The sequence below is a fragment of the Variovorax sp. PCZ-1 genome, from assembly GCF_018413605.1.
Lineage (GTDB): Bacteria > Pseudomonadota > Gammaproteobacteria > Burkholderiales > Burkholderiaceae_C > JANMDU01.
Genome location: NZ_JAHCDN010000004.1, coordinates 235,882 through 250,848, shown reverse-complemented (window position 1 = coordinate 250,848; position 14,967 = coordinate 235,882). Strand labels below are relative to the sequence as shown.

Below are 14,967 nucleotides of genomic sequence, written 5' to 3'. Positions count from 1 at the left end.
AAAGAATAGAACGCAAAAGACGCAAAAGTTACGCAGAAGACGCGAAAGAAATACCGAAAGGATTTGAATGAATTCTCCTTCTGATCTGGCAGATTGCACAGCGACTGAGCTGATTGCTTTGTTCAAATCTGGCGCAGCGTCTCCAGTGGAGGCGCAGGCGGCTGTGATGAAACGGATTGATGCTCATAATCCGATTTTGAAAGCTTTTAGCCATATCGCCGGCATAGAATCTGCGCAGAGTGCTATCAAAAGTGAAGCGATGTGGAGTGAGCATCGCAGAAGCGGCGCACCCGTACGCGCACTGGAAGGCGTGCCGACTTCGATCAAAGACATTATCTTGACGCAAGGCATGCCGACGCTGCGTGGCAGCCACACGATTGATGCAAACCAAGCCTGGGAGATTGATGCACCAGCCACCGCGCGATTGAAAGAAGCCGGTGCGGTGATCCTAGGCAAAACCACCACACCGGAATTCGGCTGCAAAGGCGAGACGAATTCACCGCGCACAGGTATCACGCGCAACCCGTGGAATACCGCGAAGACACCGGGCGGCTCAAGTGGCGGCACAGCGGCTGCTGTGGCTGCTGGCATGGGGCCGCTGAGCGTAGGCACGGATGGCGCGGGCAGTGTGCGAATCCCCGCAGCGTTCTGCGGCAACTTTGGCATGAAGCCCAGCTTTGGCCGCGTGCCTGCGTATCCTCTCTCGCCCTTTGGCAGCGTGGCGCATTTGGGGCCGCACACGATGAGCGTGCAGGATGCAGCGCTGATGATGAATGTGATCACGCAACTGGATGCGCGCGATTGGACATCGCTGCCGTATGACGGCGTGGACTATCTGAAAGACTTGGACGCAGGTGTCAAAGGCCTACGTATCGCCTTCTCGCCCACGCTCGGCTATGTGAAAAACGTGCATCCAGAAGTGGCCGCTGCAGTCAAACAAGCCGCTACAGATTTGGAAGCGCTCGGCGCACATATTGTGCCGGCTGACCCCGGTTTTGAAGATCCTTTGGAGATCACCACAGGCCTGTGGTTTCTCGGCGCATGGACGGTGTGGAACACGCTCACGCCTGAGCAGCAGAAAGTGACTGACCCAGACTTCCGCGCAGAAGCTGAGCTCGGCGCCAAGCTCTCCGCGCTTGATATCCAAAAGCTCAACATTCGCCGAGGTGCTCTAGGCAGCCAGATGCGCCAATGGATGAAATCGGCGAGCAACCCTCAGGGCTACGATCTGCTGATCACGCCTGCCGTCTCCATCCCTGCCTTCGATGCAAAGCCTGCAGGCCATACCCCGATGAACCCCGAGGCCATGCTGGGCTGGACGCCGTTTAGCTATCCCTTCAATCTCACCCAACAACCCGCTTGCTCCATCCCCTGTGGCTTAACACGAGATGGCCTACCCATCGGATTACAAATCGTCGGCCCTATGTTTGCCGATGCGCTCGTGCTCCGCGCCGCGCGTGCTTATGAAAAGCTGCGCCCAATCCTCAGGCCAACACTTCAAACTACTTAGTACAAATCCCCCAGTGCTCTCCTGATGGTATTGGTGATAATGGCGACAAACAGCAATATTCAGCCATGACACTCCTAGCCATCGACGTTGGAAACACCCGCCTCAAATGGGCGATTTATAGCCAAGCGCAGCCGGGGGCTAAGCTCTTGGCAAGTGGCGCGGAGTTTTTGGAAAACATTGAATCGCTGGCTGAAGGCGCTTGGGCAGCGATCCCCGCGCAAGACGCACCCAGCAAAATGATTGGCTGTATCGTCGCTGGCGATGCACTCAGGCAGCGCGTGCAAGAGCAGATTTTCGAGCGCTGGGATTTGAATCCGCAGTGGGTACTCTCTAGCCCGCAAGAAGCCGGCCTCGTGAATGGTTACGATTTTCCGATGCGCCTCGGCGCGGATCGTTGGGTGGCGATGATCGGCGCTTGGCATCGCATGATGGCCACGCATTCTGCTGCGCCTAAGCCGATGGTGGTTGTGATGGTGGGCACGGCGGTGACTGTAGAAGCCATTGGTGTACAGCTTGCACCCGACGGCACATCGCAAGGCAAATTCCTTGGCGGCTTTATCTTGCCAGGCCACGGCATCATGCTCAAGGCGCTGGAATCCGGCACAGCAGGTTTGCATGTGCCCACGGGCGATGTGAAAGAATTTCCTACCAACACCAGCGACGCACTCACCAGCGGCGGCACTTATGCGATTGCAGGTGCAGTGCGCCGCATGCGCCATCATGTGCAAAACCGCTGCGGCCAAGACCCCGTGCTTTACATGACGGGCGGCGCAGGCTGGAAGATGCATCCGTGGCTGGGCTTGGAAGATGTCGAGCTGGTGGACAACCTCATTTTCGATGGGCTGCTCGAAGTAGCGAAGTTTCGCGGAATCAGTGATTAACTTTTCAAGCCGTCCACCGCTTGAAACATGGACTGCCGCGCTTGGCTCACAATCTGCCCCTTCCACACATCGGTATCGGTATAAAACGCGGCCAGGAGCTGAGCTTTGATTTGCGTGGCCAACTCGGGAGATGCTTCGGGGTGATTGGCCAGCCAATGGTCGGCGCGTAAGGCGCTCAAAACCTCGTTCACAGGTTGTGTGCCGTATTCCATGGCAATGGCGGTGTATTCAGCTTGTGGCGCTTCCTCGTAAGCTGCCATCCACATTAAGCCAGTCAGAAAGGCTGATGCCGATGAACCGTTGTAGATACTGGTGACGGGCGTTTCGCCGCTTGGGCTGCCAGCATTGCCCCACCAGCGCGATGCGCGCGCATAAGCGGCGGCATCGTCATTGCAGGCAAAGATGCGTTCGCCATAACCGCTGGGGCCCAGACCCGTATGCAAATCAATCCACGCCAGCTTCTCGCATTTCTGGGCGTATTGGCGCAGCACTTTGCGCAGGGTGAGGTTGCTCCATGTGGGGGCATTGCCGCCAAAGAAGAGACCGTTGGCATGCGTGTATTGGCCCTTGGTGACGGCTTGTTGAAAGGCGCGCAAGCCACTGGCTTCGTCTGGATTTTTAGAGTCTTTCAAGGCTCTAGAGGCCATCCAATCTGCGCAAGCTGCTATGTTTTCAGGAGTAGGTGGCCACTCCTTGGGCAGCAGCAGATCGTGCAAAGATGTGTAGCCGGGATTGGCTGTGGCTTCATGCAGTGGTTTGGAAAAATCTTGAAAATTACGATTCAAATCCACGTTTTCATGGGTCACGCGGCGCAGATGAGAGAAGCCGTAAGGATTGAGCGCGTGGATGTAGAGCACGGCAACGCCAGCGGCTTTTGCTTTGTCTCTCCATTCTTGATCGTGCAAGGCAAACACCTGTACGCCCGAGCCGCAATAGCCTTCTACGCCGTGGCAGGCGCTGCTGACGATGAGTAGCTCCTTCGCATCGGGCGAGCCATCCAGCGCCACATCCATGGCTAAATCCTCTGCCTCTTTGCCAAGCAGCGGGTGAGAAAAGGAGGTGATGGTCAGCCCTGCTGTCGCGGCAGCTTCAAGAAATTTGACGCGCGCCTGGGCATAGGTTGAGGAGAAAGCTTGAGGGATCTGAATCATTTCAAGATTGTGACGCATGAGACAAATGCCGGGTATTCCATAGGCTATAAATTCATCACAATAGCGCATGCTGCGAATTGATCGAGGAAAAAAACCATGAACCATTTGAGCGGCTTAGATGCCACCTTTTTGCACCTGGAATCGCCAGAAATGCCCATGCATGTGGGCTCGCTGTGTGTGTTGGATCTGCCGCAGGGCTTTGCCAGCGATGATTTTTTTGAATATGCCAAGCAGCGTGTGGCAGAGCGCATGCATTTGGCAGATTTGTTCACGCGCAAACTCGCTTTGATACCGTTTGATTTATCCAACCCTGTATGGGTGGAAGATGAAGACATCGATATCGATTACCACGTGCGGCATGTGACACTGCCCAAGCCGGGCACGAATCGCTTGCTTCAGCAGTATGTGGCGCGCTTGCACTCCAGCTTGTTGGATCGCAGCCGCCCGCTCTGGGAATTTTTCATCATTGATGGTTTGAAGAGCGGGCAAGTGGCGCTCTACACCAAGGCGCATCATGCGGGCATGGATGGGCAGGCGGGTATTGCAGTGGCGCAGGCGATTTTTGATTTGGAGGCCACAGGCCGCGTGGTCAAACCTCCGCGCCCCAAAGTGCGCAGCCATCGCTATCAGCTGGGCATGGCAGAGCTAGGTGGCGCGGCCTTGCGCAATACGGCAATGCAAGTGGTGAAGCTCGCGCAAACCGCGCCTCAAATGCTGCGCGCCTTGAAAGATGTTGTTGCTGCGCCCGATGAAGCCACAGGCAAGCGGCAATGGGGTTTGCCGCAAAACCTCAAGCTCTTTGGCCCGCGCACGATGCTCAACACCAGCATCACGAATCAACGCACCTTCGCTGGCCGAACCATCCCTCTGGCCGAGACGAAATTCATCGGCAAGACACTTGGCGGCACGCTCAACGATGTGGTGCTCACCACCACGGCTGGCGCGCTGCGTCGCTACCTCAAAGAGCACAACAACCTGCCCGATAAAACTCTGCTTGCCGCCATTCCTGTGAGCTTGCGCGAGGCAGGCGATACATCGGCCAACAATCAAGTCAGCTTCGTCACCTCGGTGCTGGGCACCGATATCGCTGATCCCGTCAAGCGCCTTGCAGTGATTCGCGAGGCATCAGAAGCCAACAAGCGCATGATGAGTCGCGTCAAAACCGCGATGCCCACAGATTTCCCACTCTTCGGCGCGCCTTGGCTCATGTCGGGTGTGGCAGCTGCGGTGTCACGCTCAGGCTTGCTCAACAGCATCCCACCGATCAGCAATCTCATCATCTCCAACGTCCCCGGCAGCCCTGTGCCTTTGTATTTCGCCGGTGCGAAGCTGGCGAGTTTCTATCCCGTATCGATCGCCGTTCACAGCATGGCGTTGAATGTCACGGTGCAAAGCTATGCAGGCCGTTTGGATTACGGCCTGATTGCTTGCCGCCGGGCGATGCCGGATGTGGCGGATTTGGGAGACTACTTGCTCTCTGAGCATCAGGTGCTGCTCGCCAAAGCGCAAGAGGCTGCTGCGAAGACTCTGGATGCTGAAACCTCTGAATCTTTGAAGGCTGAGCCGAAACTGAAGCTGGTGAGTGCCAAATCTGTAGTTGCGCCAAAGTCGCGAGTCAAAGCAAAGGCTTCAACCACAAAGAGAACAGCAGCGCGCGCTTAACTTCGGCTCTCTCGGTGTGGGCTCATGCGCCAAACGCTCAGCCCACCGCGTAGATGCAAAACTCAAGCCGCCAGCCACTTCTCCGCCAAGCGGACCCAATACGTCGCCCCCAGAGGAATCAAATCGTCGTTGAAGTCGTAGCTCGGGTTGTGCAGCATGCAAGGGCCGCCGCCATGCCCCATTTCTCGGTGGCTGCCATCCCCATTGGCGATGAAGCAATACGTGCCGGGCTTGGCTTGCAGCATGTAGGCGAAATCTTCTGAGCCCATGGTGGGCTCTTGCGCGGTCACATTCTCTTTGCCTACGATTTCGGCCATCACGCCAGCGCAGAAGAGCGCTTCTTTTTCGCTGTTGACAGTGGGTGGATAGTTGCGCACGAATTCGAAATCTACCGTGCCGCCGAAAGCCTTGGCCAAGCCTTCAGAAATTTCTTTCATCCGCTTCTCGATCAGATCAATCAGCTCGGTGGTGAAGGTGCGCACTGTGCCTTGTAGCTCGCAAGAGTCGGGGATCACATTGGTGGCTTCACCTGCATGAATCATTGTCACGCTGATCACGCCCGCTTCCACCGGCTTCTTATTGCGGCTGATGATGCTCTGGAAAGCTTGCACCGCCTGCGTAGCAATCACGATCGGATCAACAGAATTGTGTGGCAGCGCCGCATGCCCCCCTTTGCCGTGAAACACAATCTTGAATTCATTGGAGGACGCCATCACCGGCCCAGGGCTCACCGCAAATTGCCCCACCTGCGGGCCTGGCCAGTTGTGCATGCCGAATACAGCTTCGACTGGGAATTTTTCAAACAAGCCTTCCTTGATCATCTCCCGCGCGCCACCGCCGCCTTCTTCTGCCGGCTGGAAAATCAAATACACCGTGCCATCGAAATTGCGATGCTTGGCGAAATGCTGCGCAGCGGCGAGCAGCATAGCGGTGTGGCCATCATGCCCGCAGGCATGCATCTTGCCCGCATGCTTACTCGCATGCGAGAAGGTGTTGAATTCCTGCATGGGCAGCGCATCCATATCGGCGCGCAGGCCAATGGCGCGGCTCGATGTGCCTGCTTTGACAATGCCCACCACGCCGGTCGTGCCCAGCCCGCGATGGATCGGAATGCCCCAGCTCTCCAGCTGCTTGGCAACCACATCCGCAGTGCGCACTTCTTGAAAACATAGCTCAGGATGTGCATGAATATCGCGGCGCACGGCGGCGATGCTGGCGGCTTGGGTGACGATGGAATCAATGACTTTCATGGTGTACAGCTTTCTAACGAGCAAACAGTTTAAATCTTTTTGTATCGGAGAGAATGAGGGAATGCCTGAAGCCCTTTCTTCCCAAAGCCTGTCCCTATCCCAGCAGCTCATCCGCATCAATACGGTGAGCCGCAACAGCAATTTGCCGCTGATCGAATTGGCGGCTGATCATTTGCGTAGTTTCGGTGTGGATGTGCGCCTCACCTTCAACGCAGAGAAGACGAAAGCCAATCTTTTTGCGACTGTGGGCGCAGGTAAACCCGCTGGTCTGATCTTGAGCGGCCACACCGACACCGTGCCTTGGGATGGGCAGGATTGGACGCTTGATCCGTTGGGTGCGGAAGTGAAAGACGGCAAGCTCTATGGCCGTGGCTCGGCCGATATGAAAAGCTTCATCGCTTGCGCGCTGGTGCAGGCCAAGCGTTATCAGGAAGCGGATTTGCCTTATGCGATTCACTATGCGCTCTCCTATGACGAAGAGGTGGGCTGCTTTGGTGTGAAAGAGCTGATTGCGGATATGAAAGACGCAGGCATCACGCCGCTGGCCTGCATTGTGGGCGAGCCGACCAATATGGTTCCTGCGATTGCACACAAGGGCGTGTATCGCTGGCGCTGCTGCGTGCGCGGCAAGGAGGCGCATTCTTCGCTCACGCCGCATTCGGTGAACGCGATTGAGGAAGCTGCAAAGCTGGTGAGCCTGATTCGCGGTATGGCCGATGAGTGGCGTGAACACGAGCCTCGGTATGAAGGCTTTGATGTGCCTTTTTCCACCGCAAGCGTCGGGCAATTCCAAGGCGGTATTGCAGATAACGTCGTGCCGCGCGATGCGTGGTTTCATTACGAATTCAGAGATTTACCCACTGCAGATGTGAATTTGATGCAAAAAAGGGTTCTAGCCGGCGCAGATACTGCGCAAAATGCTATGAAAAATATAGCATCTGATGCGGGTTTCACATTTGAAGAAATCTGCGCGATACCCAGTTTCTTGGGCTCTGATGCGAACGCTGTCACGCAATTGGCCAAACAGCTCAGCGGTGAGGCGAAATCTACCCTGGTGGCTTTTGGCACAGAGGCTGGTTTGTTCAAGCAAGCAGGGATTGACACGGTGGTGTGCGGCCCCGGCTCGATCCAGCAGGCGCATCAGCCAGATGAGTATGTGAGCTTGGAGCAGCTGGCGCGCTGCGAGGCTTTCTTGCAAGGTTTAGCCAAGCCGCAGCGAATCAAAGGCTAGCTATTCCCGCACCTTGCCCTGAGAATCAATCAGACTCAGCTCCACGATTTTTGAGCCATTACGGCCGCCGCCGAAGTTCACACGAAAGCCGCCCATATCCCATTCATTGATGTTTTCAATGGCCTTGCGCAGCTTGGCAGGCGTAGGCTCTTTGCCAGCTTTGCGGATGCCATCGGCCAGCGCGCGAGCAGCGATATAGCCTTCCAGCATATAGACATTGGGTTTGCCCAGCTTGGCGGCTTGTGCATCTTCGAGCAACTCGCGCACGACCACGCTTTTGGCATTGTCTGAACGTGGCGTAACTCGGGCGAGCACCACGCCCGCACCCGCGCCGCCAAGCTGCTCGGCGAGCAAGCTTTCTCCGGTGTTGGAGAAGCCATAAATTGCGCCACGAAAGCCTTTGCTGCGTAGTTCGCGTATCGCTTTGCCAGCTTCTTGCGGCGTGCCCACCACCAGCACGGCATCGGGGCGAGAGCTGAGCAGTTTGTCCAGGTTATCCAGTGTGCCTTCGCCCAAGAAATCCCCTAGCGCTTGCATCGTGCGCTTGCTGGCATCCAAGGCGCTGAGTGATTCCACATCGCGCCCATGAGCCACTGAGATTTTGCGTGCGCCCAAGGTTTGGCTGTGGCGCACCATGGCCAGAGCTTCCTCGCTGTAGCCAGGGCGCATGGTGTAGAGATTGGGGAAATTCGCGCCTTGCAGCTCGTCAGCTGCAGCCATTGGAGCAAACAAGATGACATCGCTTGCCTTCAAAGCTTCATAGGCAGCTGTGGTTTGCGCCGAGCCATAAGTACCAAAGAGTGCCAGCACACCGCCTTGCACCAGTTTTTGTGCATTAGCGCGCGCGGTAGCTGGATTGCCACCGTCATCCAGTGCTGTGAAATTGATGCTGCGGCCATTGATACCGCCCGCTGCATTGATGCGATCAAAATACAGTTTGGCGCCTTGATGAAAGGGCAGCGCCAAAGCTGAAGAAGCACCAGTGAGGGCAGTTGTTTGTCCCAGAGAGATCGCAGTTTTGCTCACGCCACTGGCTGTTTGCGCATGCACAGCTAAGCTGGTACAGATCAATACAGAGAGTGATAAACAAAGTCGGCGGGTTGTGTGGTTCATGGGATTGGGCATCTTATAAAGCAGCGCGTATCATGACGGAATAAAGCGCTGTTTCTCCCCCATGTTTTCCCCCGAATCAAGATGTCAACTTCTGTAGTAACTTTGCCTACGCATGTTCGAGGCGCATGCCCTCACGATTGCCCAGATACCTGCGCCTTGCTTACCGAGGTTCAGGATGGCGTTGCGGTGAGGGTGCGCGGCAACCCTGCGCATGCGCATACGCATGGCACGCTGTGCGCGAAGGTGAATAAATACACAGAGCGCACCTACCATCCCGAGCGTTTGCTCTATCCGATGAAGCGCGTGGGTGCGAAAGGCGCTGGGCAGTTTGAGCGCGTGTCTTGGGATGAGGCTTTGAGCGATATTGCACAGCGTCTCAAAGCCATTGCTGCTGTGGATAGCCAAGCCATCCTGCCTTACAGCTATGCCGGTACCATGGGCTTGGCGCAAAGCGAGGGGATGGCGGCTCGGTTTTTTCACAAGCTTGGTGCGTCTTTCTTGGATCGCACGATCTGCGCCTCTGCTGGCACCGAAGGGCTTGTTCACACCTTGGGCGGCAAAGTGGGCATGAAGGTGGAGTTTTTTGCTGAGAGCAAGCTCATCATCATTTGGGGCAGCAATTCCATCACGAGCAATTTGCATTTTTGGCGCTATGTGCAAGAGGCCAAACGCCTCGGCGCGAAGATTTGGTGCATTGATCCTCGCCGCAGCGAGACGGCAGAGAAATGCCATGAGCATGTTCAGCTGCTGCCCGGAACAGATGCAGCGCTGGCACTCGCGATCATGCATGAGCTGATCAGAAATGATGGGCTGGATGACGATTACATCGCGCAGCACACACAGGGCTGGCCAGCACTGAAAGAGCGTGCCTTGCTATGGAATCCAGAGCGCGCTGCGCAGGTGTGTGGCGTTCCAGCGGCACAAATCATTCAAATTTCACGCGAGTATGGCCAAGCGGCTAAGCGCGGCGAGCCCGTGGCGATTCGGCTGAATTACGGCATGCAGCGCGTGCGCGGTGGGGGCAATGCGGCGCGTGCGGTGGCTTGCCTGCCAGCGCTCGTGGGGGCGTGGCGGCATCGCGCGGGCGGGCTGCTGCTCTCCTCGTCGGGCATGTTTCCTGTGAATCGTGCTGCCTTGTATCGCCCTGATTTGCTGGCTGGCAAAACACCGCGCACGATCAATATGAGCACGATTGGCGACGATCTGCTTCGCGAAGCCTCGCCAGAATTCGGCAGCAAAATTCAAGCGGTGATCGTGTACAACAGTAACCCCGTGGCGGTTGCGCCCGAGAGCGGCAAAGTGGTGAAAGGATTCGCGCGAGAAGATGTGTTCACCGTCGTGCTGGAGCATTTTCAAACCGATACCGCCGATTACGCTGATTACATCTTGCCCGCCACCACGCAGCTGGAGCATTGGGATGTGCATTTGGCGTATGGCCATACGGACGTGATGCTCAATCAGCCTGCAATCGGGCCGGTTGGCGAAGCCAAGCCGAACACGCAAATCTTTCGCGAGCTGGCTGCGCTGATGGGATTTGCCGAGCCTTGTTTTGCAGACAGTGATGAGCAGCTGTGCCGCATGGCGTTCGAGGGGGCTGTGGATTTTGGTGTGCTCTTGAAAGATGGCTTCGCGCCTTTGAATGTGCCTGACGCCCCGTTTGCCAACGGTGGTTTTCCTACGGTCTCTGGCAAGTGTGAATTTGAGAGCAAGCAATATGGTCTGCCCGATCATCTGCCGAATTACGAAGTGGCCAGCAGCGATGCCCGCTATCCACTCGCCATGATCTCGCCGCCTGCGCGTAATTTTCTCAACTCCACTTTCGTCAACGTCAAAAGCCTTCGCGATATGGAAGGCGAGCCGCTGCTGGAAATCTCTGCGCATGATGCACAGCAGCGCGGCATTGCAGACGGCAGCATTGTGAAGATCTTCAATGACCGTGGCACATACCGCTGCAAAGCGCAGATCAGCCAACGCGCCCGGCCAGGCGTGGTTCATGGTTTGGGCATTTGGTGGCGAAAGATGGGCTTGGACGGCAAGAACGTGAACGAATTGACGAGTCAGCTTTTGACAGACATGGGGCGTGGCCCCGTGTTTTATGACTGTGCGGTTCAGGTGAGTGCAGATGTGGCGAAAGATACTGCCTAGGGCCTGGTTTTTTATGAAAAAGAAGCCGTTCGCCGGCATATCTATTGCGCTAGCAGCTATGATTTTCATAGTGATTTGCGTCACAGGTTGTAGCAATCTCGGTTACTACTGGCAAAACACCCAAGGCCATTTGGCAGTGATGAATGCGGCCAAGCCAGTACAAGAGTGGCTCGATGATGCGCAAACACCGGATGCAATCAAGCGCCGCCTGGCGCTGTCTCAACGGATACGTGAATTTGCCTCGCGAGAGCTGGCTCTGCCAAGCAATGCCAGCTACCGCCGCTACGCTGATTTGAAGCGCAATGCTGTGGTGTGGAATGTGGTGGCCGCGCCTTTGTTCTCATTGCAGCTTAAAACCTGGTGCTTCGCTGCGGTGGGTTGCGTGGGCTATCGCGGCTATTACAACGAAGCGGATGCGAAGCTTGAGGCCGAGCGCGTGAAGGCCGAAGGCTTTGAAGTGAATGTGTACGGCGTGCCTGCTTATTCCACGCTCGGCTATATGAACTGGGCTGGCGGCGATCCGCTGCTCTCCACTTTTATCGGTTATCCCGAAGGCGAGCTGGCTCGCATGATCTTTCATGAGCTCGCGCATCAGGTGCTGTATGTGAAGGATGACACGATGTTCAACGAATCCTTTGCTACCGCTGTGGAGCGTTTGGGTGGCCAGCAGTGGCTTGCGCAAAACGGCTCAGAAGCCGCGCGCAAGGAGTACGAGGCATTTGACAGCAAGCGCCGAGAATTCCGTACGTTGACGCTACGCACGCGCGAACGCTTGGCGCAGGTTTATAAGCAAAATACGGCTATCGCCGGCAAGGAATCTGCGCAGAGTGCTACTGAATCAATAGCAAATCAAAAACTACAAGTGATGCAGCAATTGCGTGATGAATACGCGCAGCTGAAAACCAGCTGGAGTGGATTTGCCGGCTATGACCGTTTCATTGCGAACGCCAACAACGCAAGCTTAGGCGCACAGGCTGCCTACGACGAACTCGTGCCGCAGTTTGAGGCCGTGTTTGAGAAGAAGGGCAAAAACTGGAAAGAGTTTTACCAAGCCATCCAATCCATCACGCCGCTGCCCAAAGATGAGCGCCGCAAAGCTCTCTTGGCCATGACACAATAAGCCCACAACACTAGGAGACAGCCATGCCAGACATCAAAATTTCCCGTGAACATACCCTCGGCCTTGCCGCCGCACGCAAGATCGCCTACAAATGGGCTGAAGACTGCGAGAAAAAGCTCGATATGGAATGCACATACGAAGAAGGCAAGACGGGGGATGTTGTGCAGTTCACCCGCAGCGGCGTGGACGGCACGCTCAAAGTCACCGCCACTGGCTTTGATCTGCACGCCAAACTCGGCTTCTTGCTCGGCGCATTCAAAGGCAAGATCGAATCCGAGATTGAAAAAAACCTCGACGATCTACTGGCCAAGAGCGCAGCACCTGCCAAAAAACCCGCAGCAAAGAAAAAGGCCTGAGCGCTTTCGCTTTGCACTCGATGCGGACTTTGCCATCCGGTTGATAAGCTGAAGTATGACTTGGATCAACTACTTACTTGTGTTCATGGGAGCAGGTGCAGGGGGTGTTTTTCGTTGGATGATGACGGGTGTGATCAGTCGCCATGTCAGCCCCAGTCTTTTTTGGTTTGGTACTCTGAGCGTCAATGTTTTAGGCGCATTGTTGATCGGCGTGTTCGCTGCTTTGTTAGCCCGATCTGATCACCGATATGTGCTGCTGGTGACAGGTTTGTTGGGCGGCTTCACAACATTCTCAGCCTTCTCTTTGGAAGCAGTGATGCTCATGCGTTCCCAGGCTTATGGGCATGCCGTCATTTACATCAGCGCAAGTGTTTTGCTTTGCCTGATAGCTACCACGCTTGGTTTTTGGCTGACATCCAAACTCTTCACATCATCGCTAGGCTGACCAGCATCGATAAAAATCGATTGCTCAAAAAAAATATGCCGGTAAACCGGCATATTTTTTCAATCTGGGTCGGGAAAATACTTTCTCGACGGAATCTCTTCACTTCAGCGATTCGATCAAGTCGATGTATTGTTGCATCGCGTCTTTCGGGTCGGTGCCCTTGAGCTTGTCCCAGGCATCCCACTTGGCGCGGCCGACCATATCGGTAAAGCCAGGTTTTTTCTCTTCGTTATCGCCCACGCTGCCTTGTTTGTAGAGCGAGTAGATTTTCAGCAAGGTGGCGTTATCGGGGCGCTCGGAGAGATCTTTGGAATCTGCGGCGGCTTTTTCGAATTTGGCTTTGAGGCTGGTGGCCATGGTGTTCTCCAGTCGGGGATAAGAAATTAGGGTTAGCGTGTTCTATCTTAGCGTACGCAATCAGGCCACAATAGGGGCAAAACCCCATTTCAAAACCTCTGCTGGAGAGCGCCGTCCATGGTCACCCGTTTCATCATGCAAGAAGCCGAATTGCTGGCGCAAGATTTTGCTGAAATCGTAGCGCGGCAGGCAGCGGATGCGGGGCAGACGGCTGCTGTGGCTGGTAAAGCGGCTGCCAAGGTGGGTCAAAACATGCAAAACGCTGTGGGCGGTACTTTGGGCATCACAGGCGAGCGCATGACCAAGGTGGATACCGCTTGGCTGCGCATGGATACGAATGAGAACTTGATGATGATCGTGGGCGTGTGGGTGATGCGCCCGCCGGTCAAGCTCGCCGCCATGCAAGAACGTGTGAAAGAGAAACTGCTCAAATACCGGCGCTTCAAGCAATGCGTGGTGGAAGATACAGCGGGCGCGACTTGGGTGACAGATCGCAAATTTGATATCGAAAAGCATGTCGTTGGCGAAGAGCTTTACATTGCGAAGGGGCAAACCGCTCAACAGGCGTTTCAATCACGCGTGGCCGAGCTCACGATGACGCCACTGGATCGCAAGAAACCTTTGTGGCAATTTCACTTCATTGAAAACTATCCGCTTGCTGACGGCACCACAGGCTCGGCGCTGATCGCGCGTATCCACCATTGCATCGCCGATGGCATTGCGCTGATTTCAGTCACGATGTCCATTCTGGATGGAGGCATGGAGCCACCCGAGCGCAAGAAAAAAACCTCGGAAGAAGCAACGCAAGATTGGATCACGCAGCATCTGATCAAACCCCTGACTGCTCAAGCGTCTAGGGCCATCGACCTCGCTGGCGTGAGTGCTGCACGCACCGTGGATATGCTGTCTGACCCGCAAAAAGGTCTGGCAGGCGGCTTGGGGCTTGCGCGCTTAGGCGGCAAGTTAGCCAAGGATTTGGCAGCCATGGCGCTCATGCCCAATGATTCACCCACGCGGCTCAAAGGCAAACCCGGGCGCACCAAACAAGTGGCTTGGTGTGCGCCGATTCCTCTGGAGGATGTGAAGTCTGTGGGCAAGGCGCTGGGCTGCTCGATCAATGATGTGTTGCTCTCCTGCGTGGCAGGTGCGATTGGCGAATATCTGAAAAATCAAGGCGATGATGTCAGCGGCCAAGAGATCCGCGCCATGGTGCCTGTGAATCTTCGCCCGATGGAGCAGGCCTACAAGCTGGGCAACCGCTTCGGCTTGGCAGCGCTGGTGCTGCCGATTGGTATCGACAACCCGATTGATCGCGTATTCGAAGTGCGCAAGCGCATGAATGAGCTCAAAAACAGCTACCAGCCTTTGCTCGCTTTCAGCTTGCTCGCAGTGGCGGGCATGATGCTCAAGCCCGTGCAAGATGCCATGCTCAATCTCTACGCGAAGAAAACCACGGCCGTGATGACCAATGTGCCTGGCCCACGCGAGAAGCACACTTTCCTCGGCTCCACGATTGAAGAAATCATGTTTTGGGTGCCGCAGGCGGGTGATGTGGGCATGGGTGTGAGTATCTTGAGCTATGGCGGAGGCGTGCAATTCGGCCTGATCACCGATGCCACGCTCTGCCCCAATCCGCAAGACATCATTGACGAATTCGCGCCTGAATTTGCCAAGCTCAGCATGATCACATTGATGCTACCTTGGGAAGGCGAAGTATCGTCTTCTGCTTGAATCTCAGATCGAAAA

13 protein-coding genes are annotated in these 14,967 nt (G+C 55.7%); 9 read left to right on the top strand and 4 right to left on the bottom strand.

Translation table 11 applies throughout. From position 1 onward, the window contains the following. Positions 1–67: 67 nt before the first annotated feature. Both KIH26_RS16200 and KIH26_RS16195 read left to right on the top strand, forming a co-directional pair. Positions 68–1,510, top strand: coding sequence for an amidase (locus KIH26_RS16200; RefSeq protein ID WP_213446726.1), 1,443 nt, complete (start codon positions 68–70; stop codon positions 1,508–1,510). Between the two features lie 65 nt (positions 1,511–1,575). After that, positions 1,576–2,391, top strand: a complete 816-nt coding sequence (locus tag KIH26_RS16195) for a type III pantothenate kinase (RefSeq protein ID WP_213446725.1) — start codon at positions 1,576–1,578, stop codon at positions 2,389–2,391. On the opposite strand, the gene KIH26_RS16190 is transcribed toward KIH26_RS16195, so the two are convergent. Beyond that, positions 2,388–3,542, bottom strand: coding sequence for a M14 family metallopeptidase (locus tag KIH26_RS16190; protein ID WP_213446724.1), 1,155 nt, complete (start codon positions 3,540–3,542; stop codon positions 2,388–2,390). The two genes, KIH26_RS16195 and KIH26_RS16190, sit on opposite strands and share 4 nt — an antisense overlap. 96 nt (positions 3,543–3,638) lie before the next feature. Between KIH26_RS16190 and KIH26_RS16185 the strand changes: the two genes are divergently transcribed. Continuing rightward, the gene (locus KIH26_RS16185) at positions 3,639–5,204 is read left to right on the top strand and encodes a WS/DGAT/MGAT family O-acyltransferase (protein WP_213446723.1); all 1,566 of its coding nucleotides are present in this window, start codon (positions 3,639–3,641) and stop codon (positions 5,202–5,204) included. Positions 5,205–5,266: 62 nt separating this feature from the next. Here KIH26_RS16185 and KIH26_RS16180 read toward each other — a convergent pair whose 3' ends face one another. After that, positions 5,267–6,454, bottom strand: a complete 1,188-nt coding sequence (locus KIH26_RS16180; protein WP_213446722.1) for a M20 aminoacylase family protein — start codon at positions 6,452–6,454, stop codon at positions 5,267–5,269. A gap of 61 nt (positions 6,455–6,515) precedes the next feature. On the opposite strand from KIH26_RS16180, the gene argE reads away from it, so the two are divergent. Continuing rightward, positions 6,516–7,685, top strand: a complete 1,170-nt coding sequence (argE, locus tag KIH26_RS16175) for an acetylornithine deacetylase (RefSeq protein WP_213446721.1) — start codon at positions 6,516–6,518, stop codon at positions 7,683–7,685. On the opposite strand, the gene KIH26_RS16170 is transcribed toward argE, so the two are convergent. Then, positions 7,686–8,798: an ABC transporter substrate-binding protein gene (locus tag KIH26_RS16170; protein WP_249661463.1), complete on the bottom strand. Its 1,113-nt coding sequence runs from the start codon at positions 8,796–8,798 to the stop codon at positions 7,686–7,688. An 81-nt stretch (positions 8,799–8,879) separates the two neighbouring features. Between KIH26_RS16170 and KIH26_RS16165 the strand changes: the two genes are divergently transcribed. The 4 genes from KIH26_RS16165 to crcB are packed head-to-tail and all read left to right on the top strand — an operon-like array spanning position 8,880 to position 12,864. After that, positions 8,880–10,943 carry a molybdopterin-containing oxidoreductase family protein gene (locus KIH26_RS16165; protein WP_213446719.1) on the top strand — a complete coding sequence of 688 codons (2,064 nt, stop codon included), beginning with the start codon at positions 8,880–8,882 and terminating at the stop codon, positions 10,941–10,943. Between the two features lie 58 nt (positions 10,944–11,001). Continuing rightward, positions 11,002–12,063 carry an aminopeptidase gene (locus KIH26_RS16160; protein WP_249661460.1) on the top strand — a complete coding sequence of 354 codons (1,062 nt, stop codon included), beginning with the start codon at positions 11,002–11,004 and terminating at the stop codon, positions 12,061–12,063. A 23-nt stretch (positions 12,064–12,086) separates the two neighbouring features. Then, positions 12,087–12,419: a polyhydroxyalkanoic acid system family protein gene (locus tag KIH26_RS16155; RefSeq protein ID WP_213446717.1), complete on the top strand. Its 333-nt coding sequence runs from the start codon at positions 12,087–12,089 to the stop codon at positions 12,417–12,419. 55 nt (positions 12,420–12,474) lie between these two features. Beyond that, a complete protein-coding gene (gene crcB, locus KIH26_RS16150) occupies positions 12,475–12,864 on the top strand; it encodes a fluoride efflux transporter CrcB (protein ID WP_213446716.1) in 390 nt (129 codons plus the stop codon). A gap of 99 nt (positions 12,865–12,963) precedes the next feature. Here the strand turns inward: crcB and KIH26_RS16145 are convergent, their stop codons facing one another. Further along, positions 12,964–13,221 (bottom strand): acyl-CoA-binding protein, encoded by a 258-nt coding sequence (locus KIH26_RS16145; RefSeq protein WP_213446715.1) that lies wholly within the window; start codon positions 13,219–13,221, stop codon positions 12,964–12,966. Between the two features lie 117 nt (positions 13,222–13,338). On the opposite strand from KIH26_RS16145, the gene KIH26_RS16140 reads away from it, so the two are divergent. Further along, entirely contained in the window at positions 13,339–14,952 is a 1,614-nt protein-coding gene (locus KIH26_RS16140) for a wax ester/triacylglycerol synthase family O-acyltransferase (protein ID WP_349627893.1), read from the top strand. Positions 14,953–14,967: the final 15 nt, after the last annotated feature.